At 52.8% G+C, this 23,293-nt stretch carries 21 protein-coding genes; 4 read left to right on the forward strand and 17 right to left on the reverse strand.

Annotation, left to right across the window (positions count from 1 at the left end; all coding sequences use genetic code 11):
* Window positions 1–18: 18 nt before the first annotated feature.
* Window positions 19–1,302, reverse strand: a complete 1,284-nt coding sequence (locus GZH47_RS07265; protein WP_162639486.1) for a sensor histidine kinase — start codon at window positions 1,300–1,302, stop codon at window positions 19–21.
* Between the two features lie 204 nt (window positions 1,303–1,506).
* On the opposite strand from GZH47_RS07265, the gene GZH47_RS07270 reads away from it, so the two are divergent.
* Window positions 1,507–2,952, forward strand: coding sequence for a SpoVR family protein (locus GZH47_RS07270; RefSeq protein WP_162639487.1), 1,446 nt, complete (start codon window positions 1,507–1,509; stop codon window positions 2,950–2,952).
* An 81-nt stretch (window positions 2,953–3,033) separates the two neighbouring features.
* Here the strand turns inward: GZH47_RS07270 and GZH47_RS07275 are convergent, their stop codons facing one another.
* The 6 genes from GZH47_RS07275 to GZH47_RS07300 all read right to left on the reverse strand — a co-directional run bounded on the left by GZH47_RS07275 (window position 3,034) and on the right by GZH47_RS07300 (window position 9,765).
* A complete protein-coding gene (locus GZH47_RS07275; RefSeq protein ID WP_318653417.1) occupies window positions 3,034–3,555 on the reverse strand; it encodes a Uma2 family endonuclease in 522 nt (173 codons plus the stop codon).
* A 228-nt stretch (window positions 3,556–3,783) separates the two neighbouring features.
* Window positions 3,784–4,668, reverse strand: a complete 885-nt coding sequence (locus GZH47_RS07280; RefSeq protein WP_162639488.1) for a transglutaminase family protein — start codon at window positions 4,666–4,668, stop codon at window positions 3,784–3,786.
* Window positions 4,665–5,663, reverse strand: a complete 999-nt coding sequence (locus GZH47_RS07285; protein ID WP_162639489.1) for an alpha-E domain-containing protein — start codon at window positions 5,661–5,663, stop codon at window positions 4,665–4,667. Before GZH47_RS07285 ends, GZH47_RS07280 begins: the two co-directional genes overlap by 4 nt.
* Window positions 5,664–5,686: 23 nt before the next feature.
* On the reverse strand, window positions 5,687–7,147 hold the full coding sequence (locus GZH47_RS07290) for a circularly permuted type 2 ATP-grasp protein (protein WP_162639490.1): 1,461 nt from the start codon (window positions 7,145–7,147) through the stop codon (window positions 5,687–5,689).
* Between the two features lie 196 nt (window positions 7,148–7,343).
* Window positions 7,344–7,715 (reverse strand): LytTR family transcriptional regulator DNA-binding domain-containing protein, encoded by a 372-nt coding sequence (locus GZH47_RS07295; RefSeq protein ID WP_162639491.1) that lies wholly within the window; start codon window positions 7,713–7,715, stop codon window positions 7,344–7,346.
* Between the two features lie 151 nt (window positions 7,716–7,866).
* Window positions 7,867–9,765, reverse strand: coding sequence for a PrkA family serine protein kinase (locus tag GZH47_RS07300; protein ID WP_162639492.1), 1,899 nt, complete (start codon window positions 9,763–9,765; stop codon window positions 7,867–7,869).
* Window positions 9,766–10,215: 450 nt separating this feature from the next.
* Between GZH47_RS07300 and GZH47_RS07305 the strand changes: the two genes are divergently transcribed.
* The gene (locus GZH47_RS07305) at window positions 10,216–10,989 is read left to right on the forward strand and encodes a DUF2161 family putative PD-(D/E)XK-type phosphodiesterase (RefSeq protein WP_162639493.1); all 774 of its coding nucleotides are present in this window, start codon (window positions 10,216–10,218) and stop codon (window positions 10,987–10,989) included.
* Window positions 10,986–11,306 carry a Rieske (2Fe-2S) protein gene (locus GZH47_RS07310; RefSeq protein ID WP_162639494.1) on the forward strand — a complete coding sequence of 107 codons (321 nt, stop codon included), beginning with the start codon at window positions 10,986–10,988 and terminating at the stop codon, window positions 11,304–11,306. The genes GZH47_RS07305 and GZH47_RS07310 overlap by 4 nt, the downstream gene beginning before the upstream one ends.
* Window positions 11,307–11,415: 109 nt before the next feature.
* On the opposite strand, the gene GZH47_RS07315 is transcribed toward GZH47_RS07310, so the two are convergent.
* From GZH47_RS07315 to trmL, 3 genes are all read right to left on the reverse strand, one after another.
* Window positions 11,416–12,597, reverse strand: coding sequence for an aminotransferase-like domain-containing protein (locus GZH47_RS07315; RefSeq protein ID WP_162639495.1), 1,182 nt, complete (start codon window positions 12,595–12,597; stop codon window positions 11,416–11,418).
* Between the two features lie 450 nt (window positions 12,598–13,047).
* Entirely contained in the window at window positions 13,048–13,296 is a 249-nt protein-coding gene (locus GZH47_RS07320) for an AbrB/MazE/SpoVT family DNA-binding domain-containing protein (RefSeq protein ID WP_162639496.1), read from the reverse strand.
* A 149-nt stretch (window positions 13,297–13,445) separates the two neighbouring features.
* Window positions 13,446–13,910: a tRNA (uridine(34)/cytosine(34)/5-carboxymethylaminomethyluridine(34)-2'-O)-methyltransferase TrmL gene (gene trmL, locus GZH47_RS07325; protein WP_162639497.1), complete on the reverse strand. Its 465-nt coding sequence runs from the start codon at window positions 13,908–13,910 to the stop codon at window positions 13,446–13,448.
* Between the two features lie 111 nt (window positions 13,911–14,021).
* Between trmL and GZH47_RS07330 the strand changes: the two genes are divergently transcribed.
* Window positions 14,022–14,744 (forward strand): response regulator transcription factor, encoded by a 723-nt coding sequence (locus GZH47_RS07330; protein ID WP_162639498.1) that lies wholly within the window; start codon window positions 14,022–14,024, stop codon window positions 14,742–14,744.
* 372 nt (window positions 14,745–15,116) lie between these two features.
* Here the strand turns inward: GZH47_RS07330 and serC are convergent, their stop codons facing one another.
* From serC to GZH47_RS07365, 7 genes are all read right to left on the reverse strand, one after another.
* Complete coding sequence (gene serC / locus GZH47_RS07335) at window positions 15,117–16,205, reverse strand: 3-phosphoserine/phosphohydroxythreonine transaminase (protein WP_162639499.1); 1,089 nt, start codon at window positions 16,203–16,205, stop codon at window positions 15,117–15,119.
* 216 nt (window positions 16,206–16,421) lie between these two features.
* Window positions 16,422–17,846, reverse strand: a complete 1,425-nt coding sequence (glnA, locus tag GZH47_RS07340; protein WP_162639500.1) for a type I glutamate--ammonia ligase — start codon at window positions 17,844–17,846, stop codon at window positions 16,422–16,424.
* A 267-nt stretch (window positions 17,847–18,113) separates the two neighbouring features.
* The gene (gene aroF / locus GZH47_RS07345) at window positions 18,114–19,175 is read right to left on the reverse strand and encodes a 3-deoxy-7-phosphoheptulonate synthase (RefSeq protein WP_162639501.1); all 1,062 of its coding nucleotides are present in this window, start codon (window positions 19,173–19,175) and stop codon (window positions 18,114–18,116) included.
* A gap of 140 nt (window positions 19,176–19,315) precedes the next feature.
* Entirely contained in the window at window positions 19,316–19,825 is a 510-nt protein-coding gene (locus GZH47_RS07350; RefSeq protein ID WP_162639502.1) for a DUF2062 domain-containing protein, read from the reverse strand.
* Between the two features lie 146 nt (window positions 19,826–19,971).
* Window positions 19,972–20,922 carry a 4-hydroxy-3-methylbut-2-enyl diphosphate reductase gene (locus GZH47_RS07355; protein ID WP_162639503.1) on the reverse strand — a complete coding sequence of 317 codons (951 nt, stop codon included), beginning with the start codon at window positions 20,920–20,922 and terminating at the stop codon, window positions 19,972–19,974.
* Window positions 20,923–21,055: 133 nt separating this feature from the next.
* A complete protein-coding gene (locus GZH47_RS07360) occupies window positions 21,056–22,543 on the reverse strand; it encodes a sensor histidine kinase (protein WP_162639504.1) in 1,488 nt (495 codons plus the stop codon).
* Window positions 22,544–22,547: 4 nt separating this feature from the next.
* Window positions 22,548–23,240, reverse strand: coding sequence for a response regulator transcription factor (locus tag GZH47_RS07365; protein ID WP_162639505.1), 693 nt, complete (start codon window positions 23,238–23,240; stop codon window positions 22,548–22,550).
* Window positions 23,241–23,293: the final 53 nt, after the last annotated feature.

A 23,293-nucleotide genomic window follows, 5' to 3' on the forward strand; every position in this document is an offset into this window, starting at 1 on the left:
GGCTTTTTGTTATGTTTCTCATTCCGTTCCAGTACGCGCTATCGCTGTATCGCTGAGCTTAAACCGGATTTCGCATACGGTGCCCTGTCCTCTTCTGCTAGAGAAAACGATTTGGCCGCCCATCACATGGATAAGACTGATGACCACCATCAATCCAAGCCCCGTTCCCTTCTCCTTCGTCGTAAAGAACGGCATGCCGATCCGTTTCAGCTGCATCTTGCTCATGCCTATTCCGGTATCCGCAATGGTGATGGAAACTTGATCGAGCTCCGTCTTCTTGGTTGCGATCGTGAGCGTCCCTCCATCCGGCATCGCTTCGATGGCATTCTTCATCAGATTGAGCAGACATTGCTGAAGCTTCTTCGGCTCGCCCAAGAAGCTTGCCGGATCATCATGATGATGATAGATCCGCATTTCAATGCCGGACATGGCCGCCAATGGGGCGATCCATGGCGTCAGCGAAGCGATCTCCGCCTGCACGTCGAGCTGCCTTGCTTCCTCGACGGCCGGTTTCGTATAGTTCAAATAATCGGTGATGATGGACGTGGCCTGATCGATGCCTTCGATGGCATGCTTCCGATAGCGCTCCAGCGTCTCCGCGTGCAGGCTTCCTTTGCCCATCATTTGCAGGAAGCCGCTCGTCATCGTCAGCGGATTGCGGACCTCATGCGAGATGGCCGCGGCAAGCTGGCCCATCATTTGATATTTCTCTGCGTTGAAGAGCTCTTCGATCAGCTTCTCGCTATTCTTCACCCGATAGTAGGTAAATATGATTAACGAAGTCGACAGTAATGCCCCGAACAGAATCGCTGTCCCCGTCTCCAGATCCATCCCCTTCCCGAACCAATCGGAAACGGTCAGATAAATAACCGCGTTGATGACAAGCATCGCGAGTCCGTTGATTAAGAGCAGACCTAACGTACTTCTTCGGTAAGAGCGGTAATGGAAGGTAAGCCCCCACGCCAGAAGCACTGTGTTGCCGGACAAATTAGCGGCCCAATCCGTACCGACGATGAAGATACCGCAGCACACGAACGCGAGCCACGTGGCAATTCCCGCCAACGCGCCCTCGAACATCGAGGCCAGTATGATGGCAATGGGCATAAGATGAAGCGCATAAACGCGCACGTCGATGGCTTCGATGCTTAGGTAACAAACGGAGAAAAGGGCCAATATCCCGACATACAGCAGCTTTCTGCGGAACTCGGAAGCCAACACTTGCGGCGTGATGATCAGAAACATCAGGCAGGCGCCTAATATGTAGAGCAGTTCGTGGAATTCGTGAATGAATATGTTAGTCATATCTTGATGCTCGACTCCCCGATCGGTTATTTAGTCGGCTCATTCGACAAAAATGGTTTTTTTTACCTACTATTACTATAGCATAGTCGCATTCGCGAAGACCAAACAATTTTAGCGCATTCCGGGCCCTGTGGACATATCGTTTCTCGCCTGCCCATACATATAGCTATGGAAACCAAATCGCATTGCGAGGGGGAAGCGAGTTTGCACCAGGACGAGATCAAAGCGCTCGAACGAGCCATAGATGAAATAACGGAAATCGCGCAAGGATTCGGTCTTGATTTCTATCCGATGCGGTACGAGATTTGTCCGGCGGATATTATTTATACTTTCGGTGCCTACGGTATGCCGACGCGGTTCAGTCATTGGAGCTTCGGCAAGACGTTCAATAAGATGAAAATGCAATACGATTTCGGCCTCAGCAAGATTTACGAGCTGGTCATCAACTCCAACCCCTGCTATGCCTTCCTCCTCGACGGGAACTCGCTCATTCAGAACAAGCTGATCGTCGCGCACGTGCTCGCCCACTGCGATTTCTTCAAGAACAACGCTCGTTTCAGCATGACGAATCGCAACATGGTGGAAAGCATGTCCGCCACGGCCGAACGCGTCAGCCAATACGAGATGGAATACGGAACCGAAGCGGTCGAGAAATTCATCGATGCCGTGCTCGCCATCCAGGAGCATGTCGATTCGACGATCATCCGGCCCTATAAGCTCGACAAAACCCACTATATCGAACTGCTCAGTAAAGCGGATCAGAACGCCAAGCCTAAGCCGCAGTCGCACTACGACGACCTATGGGGGCTGGACGACGAGGAGCGGAAAGCTGCGGAAGACGCCGCTAAAGCGACTTCGGAACCGAAGAAATTCCCGCCGCAGCCGGAGAAGGATCTGATCTGGTTTATCGAGGAATACTCCCCGAATCTGCAAGATTGGCAGCGGGATATCATGTCGATGCTGCGGGATGAAATGCTGTACTTCTGGCCTCAGATCGAGACCAAGATCATGAACGAAGGCTGGGCTTCGTACTGGCATCAGCGCATCATCCGCGAGCTGGATCTAACAAGCGAAGAGACCGTCGAATTCGCCCATCTCAATTCATCCGTCGTCCAGCCCTCCCGCCATTCGCTCAATCCCTATTACCTGGGGCTGAAGATTTTCGAGGACATCGAGAAGCGTTGGGATAACCCGACAAAGGAAGAAATCGAACGTTTCGGCCGCAAGCCGGGGCTTGGCCGCGAGAAAATGTTCGAGGTGCGCGAGTTCGATTCCGATATCTCCTTCCTGCGCAACTACTTAACGAAGAAGCTCGTCGGCGACTTGGATCTGTATGTCTTCGAGAAGAAAGGCGCGGAGTGGAAAATCACCGAGAAAGCATGGGAATCGGTTCGCGATCAGCTCGTCGTCTCGCGCGTCAACGGCGGTTTCCCGAGCATCGTCGTCATCGACGGCGACTTCAATCGCGTCGGCGAACTGTTCCTGTTCCACAAATACGAAGGCGTCGAGCTGGATCTGAAGTACGTGGAGAAGACACTCCCTCATGTCGTTCAGCTGTGGGGCAAATCGGTTCACTTGGAAACGATCGTGGAGGATAAACGAATCGTGTTCAGCTGCGACGGGAAGAAGACGAGCCGGAAGTTTATTTGACGGGGATATGTGATCGCGGCGCCAAGCAAAAGAAACAGTCGTCTCCTTCGGGCAGCGGACTGTTTCTTTTACGTATCGCCATTATTCCATGCTGAACAGCTTTATCATTGGCACCTGTAATTCTTTCGTCAAGGTGGAATGAATCGTCTCTTGTTCCGTATATAGACTGCGTACTTGATACGCGCCATTCTGTAGAGCATACACATGAGCCGTACGATTGCCAGGATCCACAATCCAATATTCCTGCACGCCATATTGCTGATATAAGTTGAACTTTTCGTTAAAGTCCTTTAACGCGGTGGACGGTGACAATACCTCTACAATTATTGTCGGTGCACCATGGCAGCCATTCTTTGAAATTTGATTCTTTGAGCAAACCACCGATAAATCAGGCTGAATGACATGATCAGGCGATTCATAATTATCACTTTCACTGAAAAACACATCAAAAGGAGCCACGAACACAAAACAGCTCCGATTCTGAAAAAATGTACGCAACGCGAAATGAAGCTCACCGACTATGTATTGATGCAAAGCTGTCGGAGCCGGCGACATATTATAAGCTTTGCCGTTAATTAACTCCCATGTTCCGTCCCATGTCAACCAATCTTCGAAACTGTGAATCTTCTTCTCATCCGGAATTGATATGATGTTCGACCTCCTTCTGATTTGGCAACTTCACTTCATAACTAATTGTACCATGACCATGTGAATTGTTGTAATTTGCTACTTGCAGACACGACCTTTTTCACAAAAACTGAACGGACGGCTGCGACAGCACCTAAGGTGCGGTCACAGCCGTCCGTCGTTTGCGGCGTCTCAACGCCGTATTCAATCATCGGCACGCTTCACGTCTACCGTCACTTCCAGCGCGGCATCGCTTGTCCCCATGTAAACGCCTTTAACAGGGACGATGTCCTTGTAATCCCTGCCGTGGCCGAGTTTGACATACCGCTCGCCGACCAAAGCATCGTTCGTCGGGTCGAAGCCGCACCAGCCCAATCCGGGTACGTAAGCTTCAACCCAGGCATGGGAAGCCTGCTGGAAATCCACGCTCCCTCCCTGCAGGTCGCCGATGAAATGATAGCCGCTCACATAGCGCGTAGGAACCCCTTTCGAACGGCAGGCAGCGATCATGAGATGCGCGAAATCCTGGCAGACCCCGCGGCGCCTGTGCATCATATCGCCTGCAATCGTATGCACGTTCGTCGCTTCCGGATCATAAACAAATTCACTGCGAATCTTGTTCGATACCGCGAGCAGCCAGCTGTAGACGCCGATACGCTCCTCGCTGGCCTCGTTCCGGATTGTCGCTTCCGCGAATGCTGCCACTTCGGGCGTGATGCCCGTGTAATCGGTCGGCAGCAAGTATTCCGCGAAACGGTTAACCGCCTTCTCGTCCGTCAGCCATTCCCAAGACTCTTTCGGAGGCATCGCGTCCTTGCCCCGGGGCGGTTTAACGGCCTCGCGCGTGACAACCGTCATCTGCGAGCGGATCGTCAGCTTCCGATGCTGATGATTGACGGAGAACACATGCACGCGATTGCCGAAATAATCGTCGTAACTAAGCAGCGATGCATTGGGCTCCACCGAAATGGAATGCTGATAGCATGATTGCTGCTCGTTCGTAAACGGCGTCAGCCGTATCTCATTGACACTGTCCGTTACCGTCTCGCTGTAAGCATATTTCGTGGTATGCGAGATATACAGCTTCATGCGCTAACCTCCCCGATGCGAAAGAACGTTTGCGCGAACGCGGCCCCCAGCTGGCCGGCAGCCTCAAGCAAATGACCGGTTACGACCCCATCCTGATCCAGCCGCAAATCCTCCCGCTCCAGGCAGGCTAGTTCCGCCTTCAGCTTCACGACTTGGCGAATAATCCGGTCATGCGCGGAGCGCAGCGGCTTCTCATTAAGCTGAATGCCGCGCAAATGCTCATCCAGCGCATGCAGCGCGTAATGGACCGAACGCGGGAACACTTCGTTCAAGATCAAGAACTCGATGATCGCTTCCGCGGAAACGCCGTCGGCATAGTGGCGGCGGAAAGTCTGATAGCCGCTCACGGAGCGCAGCACGGCTTGCAGATACGGGTACAGCTCCCCGTCCTCCGTATCCGGAGCTGCCGAGGATTGCGCCGCGACGGCGGACTGCATGATCCGCAGCGTATTCTCCACACGCTCCAGGTAGCGGCCGCATTCTATGAAATGCCACTCGTTCTCGCGCGGCATGACGGACTGCGTCATGCCGTGAAAGAGCGCCGTCCATTCCTTGATCCGTCCGTAAAACCGATGCGGCGATTCCTTGGTCAGATCCCCCGCCTGCTTCTCGCGCAGCCACAAATAAAAGCCGTTCGTCACATCCCATAATTCGCTCGGCAGCTTCTCGCGAAGCGTGCGAACGTTATCTCGGGCATGATTGACGCAGGTGACGAGCGAGTTCGCATTATCCCGGTCGAGCGTAATATAGTGAACGACGTCCTGTTCGTTATAATTGCCATACTGCTGTTCATAAGCCGCGCGGCTGCCCAGCGCCTCGACGATTCGGCCCCATTTGCACAGAACCCTTGGGCTTTGATCCTCTTCGCCGCGAGGGAATGACAGCATGTCTTCGGACTGCAAATGAAAGTGAACATCGATCAGCCTCGCATGATTCTCCGCGCGCTCCATATACCGGCCGATCCAAAACAAAGCTTCCGCATTACGGTTTAGCATCGTTATCCCTCCGTTCATCACTCTTAACGACTGAGCACCCAAGTATCCTTCACGCCGCCGCCCTGCGAAGAGTTGACGACAAGCGAGCCCTCCTGCAATGCGACGCGGGTCAGCCCTCCGGGGATAACATGCATTTGCGAACCGCCCATCAGAACGAACACCCGCAAATCGATATGCCGCGGCTGCATCGCACCGCCAAGCATGACCGGCGCCCGCGACAAGTTCATTGTCGTTTGGGCGATATAACGGCTGGGTTCGAGGCGGATGGCTTCCGCGAACGTTTGGATCTCCTTCTGGCTCGCTGCCGGACCAATTAACATGCCGTATCCGCCGGAGAGCGAGGTTTCTTTCACGACAAGCTGATCCAAATGCTCCAAAGCATACTCACGGTCTTCCCTGCGTGACAGGATATACGTCGGCACATTGTGCAGGACCGGCTCTTCGTTCAAATAATAGCGAATCATTTCCGGTACATACGCATAAATTGCTTTATCGTCCGCGACGCCTGTACCCGGAGCGTTCGCTATCGCAATATTGCCTGCGCGATATGCATTCATGAGCCCGGGCACGCCAAGCAAGGAATCCCCCTGGAATGCGAGCGGATCCAAATAATCGTCGTCCAGACGCCGATAGATGACATCGACTTGACGTAGTCCGCTCAGCGCGCGCAAATAAATTTTGTGGTCCTTGTAAACCAAGTCTCGTCCTTCCACAAGATGTATGCCCATTTGTTGGGCAAGGAAAGCATGTTCGAAGTAAGCGGAGTTGTAAGCGCCGGGAGTCAGGAGCACGATGAGCGGATCCCTCTTCCCGGAAGGGGCAAGGCTGCGGAGCGAAGTGAGAAAGACATTCAAGCTGCGCTCGATATCGGTTACGGCGCTGGAAAGGTACAAATCCGAGAACAGCTCGCTCATCAGACTTCGTCCCTTATATAAGTAGGAAAACCCGGACGGTGTCCGCAAATTGTCCTCAAGCACATAATAGCGGCCGATCTCGTCTCTAATCAAATCGATGCCCGAAGCCGTCATGTAGACGTTCTGCGGCACGTGAAGCCCCGCCATCTCCGGCCGGAAATATTTATTCCCGACAATCATTGCCCTAGGGATAATACCGTCTTGAACGATCGCCTGCTCGTGGTAGATATCGCGAAGAAAAGCGTTCAGCGCCCTGACGCGCTGCTTCATGCCTCGTTCAACGGTTTCCCATTCGTGCCTCGGAATGATGCGAGGGATGTAGTCGAAGGGGATGGTGCGTTCCAGCGGTTCGCGTTGATTCTGGGCGTAAAGCGTGAACGTGATGCCTTCCTCCAGCATGCGCTGTTGCATCGCGGCATGTCTGGCTGCTAACTCCGACGGCTTCATGCGGGCGAATGTCCGATACACCTCTTCATAATGCTCGCGAACGGATAGGTCATGATCGAACATTTCATCGTAAAACGATTGTGAATCGTAGGAATGGAACTGTGATTGCATCGCCATCGACATGTCTGCCGCCCCCAAACCATCAGTTGTCACCATTGCGTCATGTCCATACCAATTCCTAATCCAAATTCCACTAAAAATTGGATGTTTATGATATAAATCATACTAAACCCCGATCAACATGTCAACTTTGATGACATGCAAATTTAGTATGTACGGTCCATAAATTTGAGGGTTGTAATACCTATCCTATGCTGCATTATGCAGCCGAATACGCCGAATTCGGATCCGCGCATTCACGAACGATTAAATGTTTTACCTTCGCCTCATTCGCGATTGAAACCGTAGCATAGAGATTCTCGCCGTTATCGGGAGCATCGAAGACCAATTTCCGCTGAATAGGATCATATTCCTTGGCCGCATCCAGGTTGGCGATCGCATTACGATCCAGACGCTGGAAGCCGTAATTCGCGAAGTGCCGAACAAGCTGCTCCATGGTGTGCGGGTAGGTGTAAACAGACCCGTTCTTTGCCGTGAACGCCGGACCTTTCACCGTCGGCGAAATCAAACAAATATCTGCGATACCGACCCATTCCGACTCCCCGCTCTCATTACGTAAAAACAGCTTCATTGTCAACACTCCTTCACACGAATAGGAACTCATGTTCCCATTATAACATATTCCGGGATGGAGTTGGACGATCACGATGTATGAATGCAACAAAAAAAACCGCAGCATGCATATCGCGCACGCTGCGGCTTCACGGGTGAATACGACCTTCTTATCGGTTAAGCAGACTGCCTACGTACCGAAGCAATTCGTTCGAGCAGACCGGGCAATAGCCATGCTCGTCGATCAAGCGTTTCGATACCTCGTTGATCCGCTTCAACTGCTTCTCGTCCGGCGTTTTGGTGGACGTGGTAATTTTGACGATATCCTTCAAATCGGTGAACAGCTTCTTCTCGATCGCTTCGCGCAGCCGTTCGTGACTGTAGTAATCGAATTTCTTGCCTTTGCGGGAATATGACGAAATCCGGATGAGAATCTCTTCCCGGAACGCTTTCTTGGCGTTCTCGGATACGCCGATCTGCTCCTCGATGGAACGCATGAGGCGCTCATCGGGATCCATTTCCTCGCCAGTCAGCGGATCCTTGATTTTGGACCAGTTGCAGTACGACTCGATATTGTCGAGGTAGTTCTCGAACAGCGTCCTGGCCGACTCTTCGAAGGAGTAAACGAACGCCTTCTGAATCTCTTTCTTCGCCAGGCCGTCGTATTCTTTCCTCGCGACCGAGATGAAATTCAAGTACCGTTCGCGCTCTTCCTTCGTAATGGAAGGATGCTGATCCAAGCCGTCCTTGAGCGCGCGCAGCACGTCGAGCGCATTGATACACTGCAGGTCCTGCTTGATGAGAGCGCTCGATATCCGGTTGATGACATAGCGCGGATCGATGCCCGACATGCCTTCTTCGATGTATTCGTTCTGCATTTCCTTCAAATCGGCTTCTTTGTAGCCTTCCACTTCCTCGCCGTCGTACATGCGCATCTTCTTGACCAGGTCCATGCCCTGCTTCTTCGTTTCCTTCAGGCGGGTCAAGATAGAGAAGATCGCGGCCGAGCGCAAGGAATGCGGCGCGATGTGAATATGCTTCATATCGCTTTGGCCGATCAGCTTATTGTAGATTTTCTCTTCCTCGGACACCTTCAGGTTGTAAGGAATCGGCATTACGATCATCCTGGATTGAAGAGCTTCATTTTTCTTGTTGGCAATGAACGATTTGTACTCCGTTTCGTTCGTATGCGCAATGATCAATTCATCCGCCGAAATCAATGCGAACCGGCCGGCTTTGAAATTCCCCTCCTGCGTCAGCGAGAGCAGATTCCATAAGAACTTCTCGTCGCATTTCAGCATCTCCTGAAACTCCATCAGACCGCGGTTTGCTTTATTCAGCTCGCCGTCGAAGCGATAGGCGCGCGGATCGGATTCCGATCCGAACTCCGTTATCGTCGAGAAGTCGATACTGCCGGTAAGATCGGCAATATCCTGCGATTTTGGATCCGAAGGGCTGAACGTACCGATTCCGACGCGGCTTTCCTCCGATATGAGCACACGCTCCACCTGGACATTTTCGATATTGCCGCCGAACTCCGTCTTGAGCCGCATTTGGCAGGAAGGGCATAAGTTCCCCTCGATGCGGACGCCAAGCTCGCGTTCGGCTTCCGCCCGCAGCTCATTCGGAATCAAATGAAGCGGCTCTTCGTGCATCGGGCATCCTTTGATGGCATAGACGGATCCGTCACGGGTACGCGAGAACTGCTCCAGCCCGCGTTTCAGCATCGTTACAATGGTGGATTTCCCTCCGCTTACGGGACCCATGAGCAGCAAGATCCGTTTCCTCACATCAAGACGACGGGCAGATGAGTGAAAATATTCCTCGACCAGTTTTTCGACGGCACGATCCAAACCGAAGATTTCTTGTTCGAAAAACTTGTATTTCTTCGTCCCTCCACTGCCTTCCGCCACCCCAAACGACTCAATCATTTCATAGACACGAGCATGCGCAGTCATGGCTGGAGTTGGATCCTGTTTCAGCAGATCAATATAGTCTTTGAAAGAGCCCTGCCAAGCCAGCTTCTCACTTTCCGCCTTGTACTCCGAAATCCGTTTCAAAATATCCATGCCGTACCTCCTCTCGTCCATACCGGTGTTCCTCACTACATGTGTCATGCGGGTCACGGTGGCATTCGAGCGGTTCCACCTTCTAAAGCTGCCCGGCATTTTTTATTGAAGTAATACAATCCTATGCGCTTTCGTAAAGGAAGTTGCCCAATAATTTAAACAAGTTTTCAACAAGATCCTCCATCAAGCTAAGGTCTTTCTACATAATCGAGACACGCCGTTCGAATGAAAACAAGCATCGCCCGGACATGAAATCGATCCGAAAGCGAGCGCCTTCAACGGTTTCCCAGGCTTGCTTCGATTTGTCGAACGCGGCGATAATTCGACCTTCTTTCGCATTCGCGGCTTGAAGAAATGTATGACGCCACATGTGAATTCCGATTATAGCTGAGTGATACGCCCGGATATGTTATAATCGCCAAAGAATCTCGCGCGAGAGGGGGACGGGACTTGGCCGTCAAACACGAAACCGAGCTGTACAAGCCGATCAAATCGTATTTTGAAGCGCAGGGCTATGAAGTCAAAAGCGAAATCATGCACTGCGATCTGGTCGCCATTCATCCCGAAACGGGCGATACCTTGCTGGTTGAAATGAAGAAAACGTTCAACCTCGCCCTGCTCTTGCAGGGCATCGAGCGGCTTCGGCTGAACGGCAGCGTCATCCTTGCAATCGAACGGAACCGGAAGAAGGCCGGCGCCCACAATCAGCGCTTCGGCGATTTGACCGAGCTGTGCCGGATGCTCGGCCTTGGACTCATGACCGTAACGTTCTTCAAGACGAAGGCGCCGGTGCTGGAGATGCTCTGTCAGCCGGGCGATCCGCCGGTCCGCGGTCAGCGGCGCGCGCGCCAGGCCCGGCTGCTGACCGAGTTCCGCGAGCGAAGCGGCGATTACAATACGGGCGGCAGCAACAACCGCAAGCTCGTCACCGCTTACCGGGAGAAGGCGCTGCGCATCGCCTGGGCACTCAGCCAGCATGGCAGCCTATCGCCTAAAGCGGCAGCCGCGATAACCGAAGTTCCGCGGGCCGCGCACTTCATGCAGAAGGATTATTACGGCTGGTTTCAACGCGTAGAGCGAGGGGTATATCGGTTAAAGCCTGAAGGTGAAAAGGCCGTCTTGCAGAACAGCGAAATATTGGACGCCTGGCAGCGGAAACGATCGACCAGTCAACCCGCAGCGGAAGACGAACTCATTTATAAAGGAGAGGGTATTCACGCATGAGCGAACAGAGCCCAGTCAAAATCATCGGCAACGTGGAAGACTTCACAACGTTCCCCGCGCAAGTCAAGTATGACAAACAGACGTACTATATCGTCGAGGCACCGCGCAAAGACGACGAACTGCAGCAGTACAACTTGATTTCTTCTATCTGTCCGCATGCCGGCGGCATGGTCCGCCCTCATCTTAACGAACTCATCTGCCCGCTTCATTACTGGTGTTTCGATCTCGCAACCGGGGAATCCACCAACGTCCCCGGCGAACAGCTCGATTGCTTCCCGCTTGAAATCCGCGACGGACAGTTTGCGATCAAAGCTTAAAAGCCATCATGGAGACATGGAGACATGGAGAAACATATATCCTTGGGTTGCAAGAAGACCGGCATCTGATTCCGTCAGATGCCGGTCTTTATTGCGATGCGGTGTTGCTTTATTCAGAATGACTTGCGGACGCGCGGCCAAGAAACTCATTCACCGCTTCCGCGAACCGGGCGATCCCCTTCGCCATTCGTCCATCCGGCTGGCCCGAAACATTCAGGCGAACCCGATTGCGCTGCGGATTCTCCGCGTAGAACGAGGCGCCGGCATCGAAGGTCACGCGTTTCGCGGCGGCGATTCGAAGAAGCGCCTCGGCGTCGAGTCCGGGCGGCAGCTCCACCCATAGAAACAGGCCGCCCTGCGGCTCGTTCCAGGTTACGCCGTTCAGGCTATGTTGGCGGAGCAACGCCTGCATGTGATGCAATCGGGCTTCCAAGGACATCCTAATGGCACACGCATGTTGTTCCAGGTCGCCATGCTGCAGCACACGCTCCAATTTACGCTGTGCTTGTAATTCGGCGCGATCGTGTCCGTTCGTTGATCCCGTTTCAACGAGACGCGCCATGACGCTGCCGCTTCCGATGATCCATCCGGCAGGCAGCTTTTGTCCAAACAACGCTGCGAATGTACCCGTGCAGAGAACGCCACTCCCTCCAGACCGCCTAGCCGTTTCGAATAGCGTCGGCGGCAAGGGGGGAGAATTCGAGAAGAGCAGTTCGCCGTACGAGTTGTCTTCGATGATCAGTATCCCGTTTCGTCGGCTAATATCGACGAGCGCCATCCGGCGTTCTTCGCTCCATATTCTCGAATCCGGTACGGCCAGCGTCGGCATTGCATAGATGAGCTTGGGATGATGCAATTCGACGAGCCGCTCCACATCGGCTATAAGCATCCCCTCAGAATCGGATGATACCGGAACGACCCTCAGTTTCGCTTGTCGGAATACGCGCAAACTTTCCGGATTCGTCGGACTGTCCACGAGCACGGCATCGCCGGGCTGAAGCAGCGTTCGAACGATGAGCGCTATAGACGCTCCCGAAGACGATGTGACGAGCACATCGTCCGGCACGGCCCGAATGCCATGCCGGGCTCCCATGTATGCACAGACCCGCTCTCCAAGCGACAACAAGCCTTCCGATGCTGCCGTCGCCGCTGATTCTACGGATGGGATAACCGATTCTGCCGGCCAGTCGCCGGCGAACGAGATCACTTCCTCCAGCCGGTCAGACTGCAATAAGTCCGCAAGCGAAGCCGTCTCCATTCCCTTCGCCCGGCGCAAGCGATGCTCCTTCATCCTCCGTCCCTCCTCATGTGCTGTTGTCACATGTTACGCAGCAGAGGTTCCGGGCGGAACTTAAGGCATACGTCGATGCATGAAACCGGCCGGATCACATCGAAAACTCCCTTCTCGCCTCCCCACGCGCACAGCAATGTTCACAACTTGATCGTTTTCTTTTCTGCGCCCGTTGGGTATAATGAGGAAAGTGCTTACTCAGCAACAAGCCGTAGTACTGGCAACTTTAGGGGGTAACTGGAATGACAATTAACTTTCTGATCGTCCTTACCGTCTCCGTATTGTTCTTGACGGCAATGATGACGGCGTCTTACAACGACGACAAAACCAAAGGCATGTAATCACGCATGCATAAAAAGAAGCTTTCAGCGTCTGTTATCCGACAGCGCCGAAAGCTTCTTTTTAGTTCGATCCGGTTTTTCCGGTCTCGATTCGTTACGAGAGTACCGTTTAACGTCGCAGCAGGTTCAGCTCGGACATGCATTTGCCGCACAGGTACCGATCTTTAAACTCCCGAACATCATCCAAAACCCCGCAAAACACGCAGCGCGGACGATAACGTTCCAAGATAATATGATCGCCCTGCACAAGAATTTCGACAGGATCGCCTTCATTCATCTGATATCTCTTACGAAGGGATTTGGGCAGCACAATACGCCCGAGTTGGTCTACTTTCCGTACAACGCCAGCCGGTTTCACAATTACACATCTCCTGTTAGTCGCAATTTGTAAGCTATCACGTGATGACAGTTTTGCATTCTAACATAGGTTCGATAGTAACCGTTCATTTCCTGCATTTATTTATATTTGCTTAATATTGTGCAATTAACCGATGATCGCTTCCGCTATTAATCCAAACCCGGGAAACCCAACTGGCGGAATGCTTCGAAAACGACGATCGCCACGGAATTCGACAAATTAAGCGATCTGACTTTATCGGTCATCGGAACGCGGATGCACGTGTCCGGATACGTATCCAGAATGGACTGCGGCAGCCCTTTCGTCTCTTTGCCGAAGACGAAGAAGTCCCCGTCCCTGTAGCTCTGCTCGGAGTAGACTTTGGAGCTTCGCGTGCTGGCGCAGAAGAACCGCCCCTCCGGGTACTCCGCCTGCAGCTCCGCGAACGAATCGTGATGGCGTACGTCCACCGCATACCAATAATCGAGCCCGGCGCGTTTCAGCGTTTTGTCGTCGGTGCGAAATCCGAGCGGATGCACCAAATGCAGAATGGCACCGGTCGCCGCGCATGTACGCGCAATATTGCCTGTATTGGCAGGAATTTCCGGTTCGACGAGCACTATATGAAATGCCATTGTTAGTTAACTCCTTATTAAGTTTTTACATAGCTTTTACGCTTGTTTAATCTACTGTGAAAGGATGGCTTTCATAATAAAGGTATCAATGCACGAAAAGGAGATCACACGATGAAGAAAAAAATATTAATCGTCGATGACGAGCCTTCCATCTCCATGCTGCTGGAGTTTAACTTGAAGCTGGCAGGATACGAGGTCCGGTGCGTCCAAGACGGAGAGGCCGTATTCGATCTCTTGAAACCGTTTCGTCCCGATCTCATCGTTCTCGATCTTATGCTTCCCAAAATGGACGGCATCCAAGTATGCCGCGAACTCCGCAAACAGAACAATGCAGTCCCGATCATCATGCTGACTGCGTTACAGGATGTTACAGACAAAATTGCCGGTCTCGACAATGGCGCTGACGACTATATGACGAAACCATTCTCTCCGCAAGAACTGCTCTCGCGGATTCAAGCCATCTTCCGCCGCACGCAAGCCTTGCCGGGCGCCCGCGAGATGGTCGTCCATGAGATCGGACGCTTGTCGGTATTGTCCGAGCAGCGCGAAGTCCATATCGACGGCAAAGCGGTCGAGCTGACGCCGAAGGAATTCGAGCTTCTGCTATTCCTTTGCCGCCACCGCGGTAAAGTACTCAGCCGCCAGCAGCTGCTTCACGGCGTCTGGGACTATCACTTCCTCGGCGACACGCGAATCGTCGACGTACACATCAGTCATTTACGCGACAAAATCGAGAAAAACGCCCGTACGCCGGAATACATCATGACCGTCCGCAACGTCGGCTACAAGTTGTCCGGACCGGGAAGCAGCGCGGCGGATTCTTCATTGGCGTAATTTTACAAGTTTGGCATTAACACTCAGTTAACATTTTCGCGGGAATCCTATTTACACTCCATTAACAATGCTTTCTTGATCTGTAAGCTCTTAAGTTCTTAAGCTCTTAAGTTCTTAAGCATTTCATCCTTAAGCTCTTTCGCATAGAAGACCGCCGTCCAATGAGGACAGGCGGTCTTCTAATTTGCTGCAAAGATTTAAGCGAGGCGCAGAGTGACCGAAGAGTCGATATGGAATCGGAAAAGCGAAGCGGTCGCCTTTGAAGTCGGATTTCCACCATTTCAAAAGTTCAAATTCAAGAAATCCGACTACAACAGCGATTGAAGATCCATATCGACCGCAGGTCACAAACTTCGCAACGCTTATAATCGCCTACCCGTTGCGCTTCTGAAACTCAGCCATAAACTCCGCAAGCGCCTTGCAGCTTTCGAGCGGTACCGCGTTATATGTCGAAGCGCGCAGGCCGCCGACGCTGCGATGGCCCTTCAGACCTACGAAGCCTTGCTGCTCGGATTCTTTGGCGAATCGCTTCTCCAGCTCTTCCGTTGCGAGACGGAACGTAATGTTCATCAAGGAACGGCTGCCGGCATCCGCAAACCCGCGGTAGAAACCGCCGCTTTGATCGATTGCATCGTAGATCAGCTTTGTTTTATCGCGATTGAACTGCTCCATCGCCGCGACGCCGCCGCGTGCTTTCACCCATTTGAGCATTAGGCCGACCAGGTAGATCGAGAAGGATGGCGGCGTATTGTACAATGAATTGTTCTTCACATGCGTGTCGTAACGCATCATCGTCGGAATCGTCTTCGGGCTAGTCGCGACAAGATCCTCGCGTACAATGACGATCGTTACGCCCGAAGGTCCCAGGTTCTTCTGAGCGCCCGCATAGATCATGCCGAACTGACTGACATCGACCGGACGGCTCAGGATGTCGCTCGACATATCGCCGATCAGCGTGACGTCACCCGTTTGGGGATAGGCTGCATATTGCGTGCCTTCGATCGTTTCGTTCGACGTGACGTGCAGGTACGCCGCGTCAGCCGGAATTTGAATGTCGTTCAGTGCCGGAATACGGTTGAATTTGTCGGCTTCCGAAGTCGCCGCAATCGCAGTCGATCCGAACAGCTGCGCTTCCTTGTACGCTTTCTCCGCCCAGCTGCCCGTATGCACGAATGCAGCCGTCTTGCCTGGCGTCAGCAGGTTCATCGGAATCATCGCAAACTGCGTGCTGGCTCCGCCTTGCAGGAATAACACTTTATAATTGCTCGGGATGCCGAATAATTCACGAAGAAGAGATTGCGCCCCGTCGTTCACTTCTTCAAAAACACTGCTGCGGTGGGACATTTCCATGATGGACATCCCGGTTTCCGCAAAGTCGGTAAACTCCTGTTGTGCTTGCTGCAGCACTTCCAGCGGCAGAGCCGCCGGTCCGGCATTAAAGTTATACGCGCGATTCGTCACTGACACTCACTCCACTCTTCGATTTGCTTATGAGTATGATAGCAATTTTGCGGCTTGGCTTCAAGTCATAAAGTCGAACAAAAATGAAACTTTACATGAATAATATTCGGATTTAGATGAAAAACATTCCGAATCAACCGTATCCTTACCTGCTTTAACAAAAAGCGAGCCCTCCGAAGAGAGCTCGCCTTGAAAAATCGTCGTATAAGTCCGGGATTAGCAGTCGAAGTACAGGCTGTACTCGTGTGGATGAACACGGATCGATACTGCTTTAGATTCGGAGCGTTTCAACGCGATGAAGTTTTCGATGAAGTCTTGCGAGAATACGCCGCCTTCAGTCAAGAACTCGGAATCAGCTTCCAGAGCGTCAAGCGCTTCGTCCAGGGTACCTGGAACCGAACGGATTTCTTTTTTGTCTTCGTCAGACAGTTCGTAGATGTTTTTGTCGAATGGACCATAGCCAAGAGCGATTGGATCCAGTTGACGTTTAATGCCGTCCAAACCTGCAAGCAGCATCGCTGCGAATGCCAGGTAAGGGTTAGCAGTGGAGTCCGGCGTACGGAACTCGATACGGCAGCCTTTCGGCGTAACAGCGGCAACCGGAATACGGATTGCTGCGGAACGGTTACCTTTCGAGAACACCAGGTTAACCGGAGCTTCGTAGCCAGGAACCAGACGTTTGAACGAGTTCGTCGAAGGGTTCGTGATCGCGATCAGCGCTGGTGCGTGATGCAGAATGCCTCCGATGTAGTGCAGAGCCATTTGGCTCAGGTTTGCATATGCGCCCTTCTCGTAGAACAGCGGGGAATCGCCGTTGAAGATGGAGCTGTGCACGTGCATGCCGCTGCCGTTGTCGCCGAAGAGCGGTTTAGGCATGAATGTTGCGACTTTACCGTATTGACGGGCAACATTATTGATGATGTATTTATATTTCAACAGGTTATCGGCAGTTTTCGTCAGCGTGTCGAAACGGAAGTTGATTTCGGCTTGGCCGGCAGTTGCAACCTCGTGGTGATGACGCTCTACGCGAAGACCGGATTCTTGCATGATACGAACCATTTCACTGCGGATGTCTTGTTGAGCATCCACTGGAGCTACCGGAACATAACCGCCTTTAACAGGGATTTTGTAACCCAGGTTGCCGCCTTCTTCTTTACGGCCCGTGTTCCAGCCGGCTTCGTCGGAATCAACGGAGTAGAACGAAGTGTTCATTTTGCTTTCGTAGCGAACGTCGTCGAAAATGAAGAATTCCGACTCAGGCGCGAAGAATGCCGTAGTACCGATACCGGTCGTTTGCAGATATTCTTCTGCTTTTTGAGCGATGCTGCGCGGATCGCGCTCATAACGCTCGCCGTCCGGCGTGTGGATGTTGCTCATAATGTTCAATGTCGGGTGATCCGTGAATGGATCGATGAAGCTGGATTCTGTGTCCGGCATCATAACCATGTCGGATTCTTCGATGCCGCGGAAACCCGGGATCGAGGAGCCGTCGAAGGCAACGCCGTTTACAAACGTATCGGCATCCACTTCCGTAGCAGGAAGCGTGATGTGGTGGGCGTGGCCGGAAAGATCCACGAAGCGGAAATCGACAAACATGATGTTGTTTTCTTTGATCGTGTTCAAAACATTTTGAACTGACATTAGGTATTTCCTCCATTTCCGAACATTTGCGATGTGTAGGACAATAATTGTTCAACTTCTGCACTGAAACTATGTCGTAATTATAGAATTAAGGCAAGGTCTCGTCAATACTTATGTAAGGTATTTTTTGACCTCATTGTCAGCTAACTTCACATAATTTTCAATTCTCAAAATTACCCAGAAGAACAGCCTAAAAGAAAAGCCGAAGCCCCCTTCTTCAGAGGGGCTTCGGCTTTTCGATTTCTGTAACGGTGCTGCATGCTGAAATTATTTCACCCACGTCGTAAAATATTCCGCAGGCTCTTTCGGCGTATCAAACCGCTTGCCTACAAGGTTTCCAAGCTGTTCCAGCTCCTTGAGCAGCTTCGCAAACTGGTCCGGGAAGAGCGATTGCACGCCATCGCCCGTCATCGAATTGTCCGGATCGGTGTGCATTTCGATGATGAGCCCGTTCGCCCCCGCCGCAACCGATGCCTTGGACATCGGCTCTACCAGCTCGCGGCGACCCGTGCCGTGGCTCGGGTCGGAGATGACCGGCAGATGGCTGAGATCTTGCAGCACGGGGATGGCTGCGAGATCGAGCGTGTTGCGGGTGTAAGATTCGAATGTTCGGATTCCGCGTTCGCACAGCATAACGTTCGGATTTCCGCCTGCAAGTATATATTCCGCAGCATTCAGGAATTCGTCATAGGTTGCGCTGAAACCGCGTTTCAACAATACCGGCGTTTTCACCGTCCCAAGCTTCCGCAGCAGATCAAAATTTTGCATATTGCGCGTGCCGACTTGGAGGATGTCCGCGTATTCGCTGCAGACGTCGACATATTCCGGCGTCATGACTTCCGTGATCGTGAGCAGGCCGTGCTTCTTGCCCGCTTCCGCCATCATGGCCAGCCCTTCCACGCCGATGCCTTGGAAGCTGTACGGCCCCGTTCGCGGTTTGAAGGCGCCGCCGCGGAGAACCTGCCCGCCTGCCGCTTTGACCAGCCGCGCGATTTCGTCGATTTGCTCCGGCGTTTCAACGGCGCAAGGTCCGCCCATGATCGTCAGATTGTCGCCGCCGATTTTAACGCCTTTAATATCGATGATCGTATCATCGGGATGGAAGTCACGGCTCGCAAGTTTGTAGGACTTCGAGATTTTGATAACGTTCTCGACTCCTTTCATTTGGCGCAGATGCTCCGCAAGCGTCGGTTCTGCCTTCCCGATAATGCCGATGACCGTACGGTCCGTACCGCGCGATACATGCGCCTGCACGCCGGTTCTCTCGATGTGCTGGACGATTTCCAATATGCGTTCTTCCGGTTCGTTGTTTTTCGTTATGACGATCATATGAGTTCTCCCTCTCTATCACACTTAGACGCGTGTACGCTTTTAAGCTTTGACGCTTTTATGCTTTGTGGCTTTTATGCTTTTAATCGCTAAAGCAAATATACATGAAAAAACCGGCTCCGTCAAGAACCGGTTTCCTATTATTCCGCCAGCGGTTTGGCTTCTATTGCCGAGCGGCGCAGCTTGCGCTTCTCTTTCCGTTTGTCCGCCACGTACTTGATCATGATCCGAACCGGGAAATAGAATATCGCTCCCAGCACGAATCCGTCGATAACCCCGCCAACGATCAGCTTCAAGTTCACGAGCAGCGCATGATTCAGCCAATGCGGAAGGAATGGAATATGAACTCTCATGTGGTTGGGCAGTACTAGACCGCCAACCATGCTGTTGACGAATGCAATCGGAATGAAAATCAGCTTGCCGAATACGAATCCGACCAATGCGCCCGCGAAGCTTGCCCTGAACCAATAGATCAACGGAAATATGAGGAAAAACGCCAATCCATAAGTAGGCAGCGTGAACATCTCAACGAAAATACCGATTGAAAAGCCGAGCGCCACCATTGATGGGCCGCCGGGAGCCCGCATTAATTTCGTATAATTATACTTGAGCCATCGTTTAATCGAGCGCGGTTTTCTTGGTGATGACATGGGATGCGCTCCTTTCACTTTAAATGCTCATTCAAGCATCCCTAAAATGCTTATTCAAGCATTCCTTAAAATTGCTACTTCAAGCATTTTGGAGATTCTTTAGTAAACAGCATCATGTAGATGCTTTATGCTTTACTAAAGAATCTTTACTGAACCGATTTCACGCGTATCGTCGGAAGCAATTTATCCATATTGACCGTACGCCGAATCTCCCAGGTTTCAGGATTCTCGTCTTCGTATTGTTCCAAATAACCGATGACTTCCTTCGTCAGCGGCGTCGGCGTGGATGCCCCCGAAGTAACGGCTACCCGTTTCTTGCCGATCAGCCATGCGCGGTCGATCTCGGAAACGTCGGCAACCCGGTAAGCCGGAACGCCGGCGATTTCTTCCGACACCTGCGCCAAACGGTTGGAGTTGTTGCTTCGTGGATCGCCGACGACGATGCAGAGCTCCGCTTCCCCCGCCTGTTCGGCGACCGCTTCCTGCCTGACCTGGGTCGCGAGACAAATCTCGTTATGAATTTCCGCTCCGGGAAACGCAATCAGCAGCTTGCTGATCAGCACGCGGATATCCCACTGGGACATCGTCGTCTGATTCGTAATAATGATACGGTCCGATTGAAGCGTCAACGCGTCAATATCCGCTTCGCGCTCGACCAGGTGAACGTGCTCGGGCGCGATCCCGATCGCGCCTTCAGGCTCCGGATGCCCTTTCTTGCCGATATAGATGACCTCATAATCTTCCGCCACTTTCTCGCGAATCAAATCATGAGTCTTGGTCACGTCCGGACAAGTCGCATCGACAACGGTGAGTCCCCGTTCCTTCGCCCGCCTGCGAACTTCCGGCGAGACGCCGTGCGCCGTGAAAATAACGGTTCCGCTCGAAATCTGCTCCAGGATTTCCAGGCGATTCTCGCCGTCGAGCGTAATGATGCCTTCCTGCTTGAACGCTTCCGTTACATGACTATTATGAACAATCATGCCCAGAATATAGATCGGCCTCGGCAAATCCAAGTTGCGGGCCGTTTGCAACGCTAGAACCATGGCATCGACGACACCGTAGCAATAACCGCGCGGCGATATTTTTACAATTTCCATCGAAAACTACACCTGCTTTCCCGCTTGCCACATCCGTTTGACGAGGCTTTACGCCAAGAGTCTGTCCGACAGAATCACTTTCGTTGTATCTACGACTGCGTTCGACGTTCGTCCAGACGCTCAGTTCCTCATATTATACTTCATTCATCCGGCCGTGGAAAGCAATCGGGAGCCACACGGTGAATGTCGTGCCTTCTCCTTCGCGCGTCGATACCTCGACCGAACCGCCGTGCTCATCGATAATCCACTTGGCGATCGACAGTCCGAGTCCCGTGCCGCTCGTCTCGCCCCTGGATTCGTCCGCCCGGTAGAAGCGTTCGAAGATATGAGGAACTTCCTTATTGTTCATGCCGATCCCCGTATCCTTGATAATGACGCCGGCTTGATCCTGCGAACGGATGGCGCGCATTTCGACATAGCCGCTCGGCGTATATTTGAACGCATTTTCCACGAAGATGAACAGCAGCTGACGCAAAAAATCAGCATGCGCATTTACTTGTACGTTGTCGATGGCAGTTAGGTTCCCGATTTTCCAATCTGCCTGTCTTGGAAGCAGCTGCGCTCTGCGCGCGACGTCCTCGACAAGGGGAAGCAGCGGCTGCGTCGTCTTCTCCATTTCGTAGCCGGCGTCCGCGCGGGCAAGCGCCAGCAGATCGTTGACGAGGTTGGACATTCGCTTCGCTTCGCCCGCAATATCGTGCATCGCTTCCCGCGTCATCGTCATTCGGCTTCGATCGCTGCGGGCCGCCGGATCGTCGTCACCGGCTTCGGCGTCGCCGCCCGCTTCCAGAGCAGGAGGCCACATGCGCTCGAGCAGCTCGATGTTGCCGCGGATCGTCGTGAGCGGCGTGCGCAGCTCATGGGAAGCATCCGACACGAATCGGCGCTGCGCTTTATAAGCTTCGTCCAGCTCGTTATAGGTCGTCTCCATTCGGCCCAGCATGCCGTTCAGCGTATCGGTCAGGCGGCCAAGCTCGTCGTTCGGCCCGACTCTCGGGATCCGCATGCTGAGATCGGATCCGTTCTGGATGCTGTTGCTCGCTTGTATGACGTTCTCGATCGGCCTCAGCGCTTGGCGCGCCAAGAAGAAACTGATCGTAAAGGCGATCAGCACGACAACGATCAAGGAAAAGATCAGCGTCGTGCGAAGTTCGCTCATATATCGGTCTTCCGTGCCCGAATAAGCGCCCACCTGCAGCAGGCCGAACACTTCGTTCCCTTGCTTCAGTAAATGCTGATACACGAGAAACGGATATTTGCCGCCCAGCTTCACATGCTTGAACCCTTCGTCCGCTTTCGACACCTGCTTCGCGTCGGGCTGCGGGAACTTCTCGTCAAGGCTCTTCAAATTCGGCGTCTGCTGATAGACGCCTCGTTTGTAGTTGTACACTTGAATGAACAGCTCTTCGTCGCCAAGCAGCGACTCCCGAGCAATCAGAATGTTATCGAACGAATCCAGCGAAGAGGTGATGTTGATGGCGTTGGCTTGCGTCGCGATTTTGTCTTTCATCACATGATAAGTGTTGTAGCTGACGAAATAATAGAACGCTATGCCGAACACGACGAGCGTGACTGCCAAGATGACCGAATACCAGAGCGTAAGGCGCAGACGGATCGACATCAGGTCAGCCCCCTTCGCCCCGAAGCACGTATCCCGTTCCGCGCACGGTTTGAATCAGCCGCGAACCGCTGCCGTCCTCCGTTTTCTGGCGAAGCATGGCGATATACACTTCGAGCACGTTGGACTCGCCGCTGTAATCAAAGCCCCAGATTTTGTCCATGATCGCATCGCGCGTCAGCACCCGGCGGGGATTCTGCATCAGCAGCTGAAGCAGGTCGAACTCCTTGGCCGTCAGATCGATGCGGCGTCCGCTTCGAATCGCTTCCCTGGAATCGAGGTCTAGCGTGAGATCCTCGAACTGCAGCCGGCTCGAGCTGTCCTCGAGCTTATCCGGTTTCCGCCGAAGCAGCGCCCTGACGCGGGCCAGCAGCTCTTCGAGCGCGAACGGCTTCACCAAGTAATCGTCCGCGCCAAGATCCAGGCCTTTCACGCGATCTTGAATGTCATCCTTAGCGGTGAGCATCAGGATCGGCACCGAGCTGCCGCCTTCGCGCACCCGCCGGCACACTTCCCAGCCGTCGACCTGCGGCATCATCACATCCAGGATGAGCAGATTCGGATCGCTGGACAGCATTTGTTTCAATCCCTCAAGACCGTTTTTCGCGGTTGCTACTTCATAGCCTTCGAATGCCAGGCTGCGCCTGAGCAAAGAAGTGATTTTATCGTCGTCGTCTACTACCAGTATATGCGGTCTCATGGTTTTCCCCCAATGTCACTTCACTATTTTGAATTAAAAAAGATTCATTCAGT

Source organism: Paenibacillus rhizovicinus (assembly GCF_010365285.1).
GTDB classification, from domain to species: domain Bacteria; phylum Bacillota; class Bacilli; order Paenibacillales; family Paenibacillaceae; genus Paenibacillus_Z; species Paenibacillus_Z rhizovicinus.

Coding starts and splice junctions, on each gene's coding strand:
- GZH47_RS07265 (WP_162639486.1), bottom strand. CDS start 1,302: ATGACTAACATATTCATTCACGAATTCCACGAACTGCTCTACATATTA.
- GZH47_RS07280 (WP_162639488.1), bottom strand. CDS start 4,668: ATGAAGCTGTATATCTCGCATACCACGAAATATGCTTACAGCGAGACG.
- GZH47_RS07285 (WP_162639489.1), bottom strand. CDS start 5,663: ATGCTAAACCGTAATGCGGAAGCTTTGTTTTGGATCGGCCGGTATATG.
- GZH47_RS07290 (WP_162639490.1), bottom strand. CDS start 7,147: ATGTCGATGGCGATGCAATCACAGTTCCATTCCTACGATTCACAATCG.
- GZH47_RS07295 (WP_162639491.1), bottom strand. CDS start 7,715: ATGAAGCTGTTTTTACGTAATGAGAGCGGGGAGTCGGAATGGGTCGGT.
- GZH47_RS07300 (WP_162639492.1), bottom strand. CDS start 9,765: ATGGATATTTTGAAACGGATTTCGGAGTACAAGGCGGAAAGTGAGAAG.
- GZH47_RS07310 (WP_162639494.1), top strand. CDS start 10,986: ATGAGCGAACAGAGCCCAGTCAAAATCATCGGCAACGTGGAAGACTTC.
- GZH47_RS07315 (WP_162639495.1), bottom strand. CDS start 12,597: ATGAAGGAGCATCGCTTGCGCCGGGCGAAGGGAATGGAGACGGCTTCG.
- trmL (WP_162639497.1), bottom strand. CDS start 13,910: ATGGCATTTCATATAGTGCTCGTCGAACCGGAAATTCCTGCCAATACA.
- GZH47_RS07330 (WP_162639498.1), top strand. CDS start 14,022: ATGAAGAAAAAAATATTAATCGTCGATGACGAGCCTTCCATCTCCATG.
- glnA (WP_162639500.1), bottom strand. CDS start 17,846: ATGTCAGTTCAAAATGTTTTGAACACGATCAAAGAAAACAACATCATG.
- aroF (WP_162639501.1), bottom strand. CDS start 19,175: ATGATCGTCATAACGAAAAACAACGAACCGGAAGAACGCATATTGGAA.
- GZH47_RS07350 (WP_162639502.1), bottom strand. CDS start 19,825: ATGTCATCACCAAGAAAACCGCGCTCGATTAAACGATGGCTCAAGTAT.
- GZH47_RS07355 (WP_162639503.1), bottom strand. CDS start 20,922: ATGGAAATTGTAAAAATATCGCCGCGCGGTTATTGCTACGGTGTCGTC.
- GZH47_RS07360 (WP_162639504.1), bottom strand. CDS start 22,543: ATGTCGATCCGTCTGCGCCTTACGCTCTGGTATTCGGTCATCTTGGCA.
- GZH47_RS07365 (WP_162639505.1), bottom strand. CDS start 23,240: ATGAGACCGCATATACTGGTAGTAGACGACGACGATAAAATCACTTCT.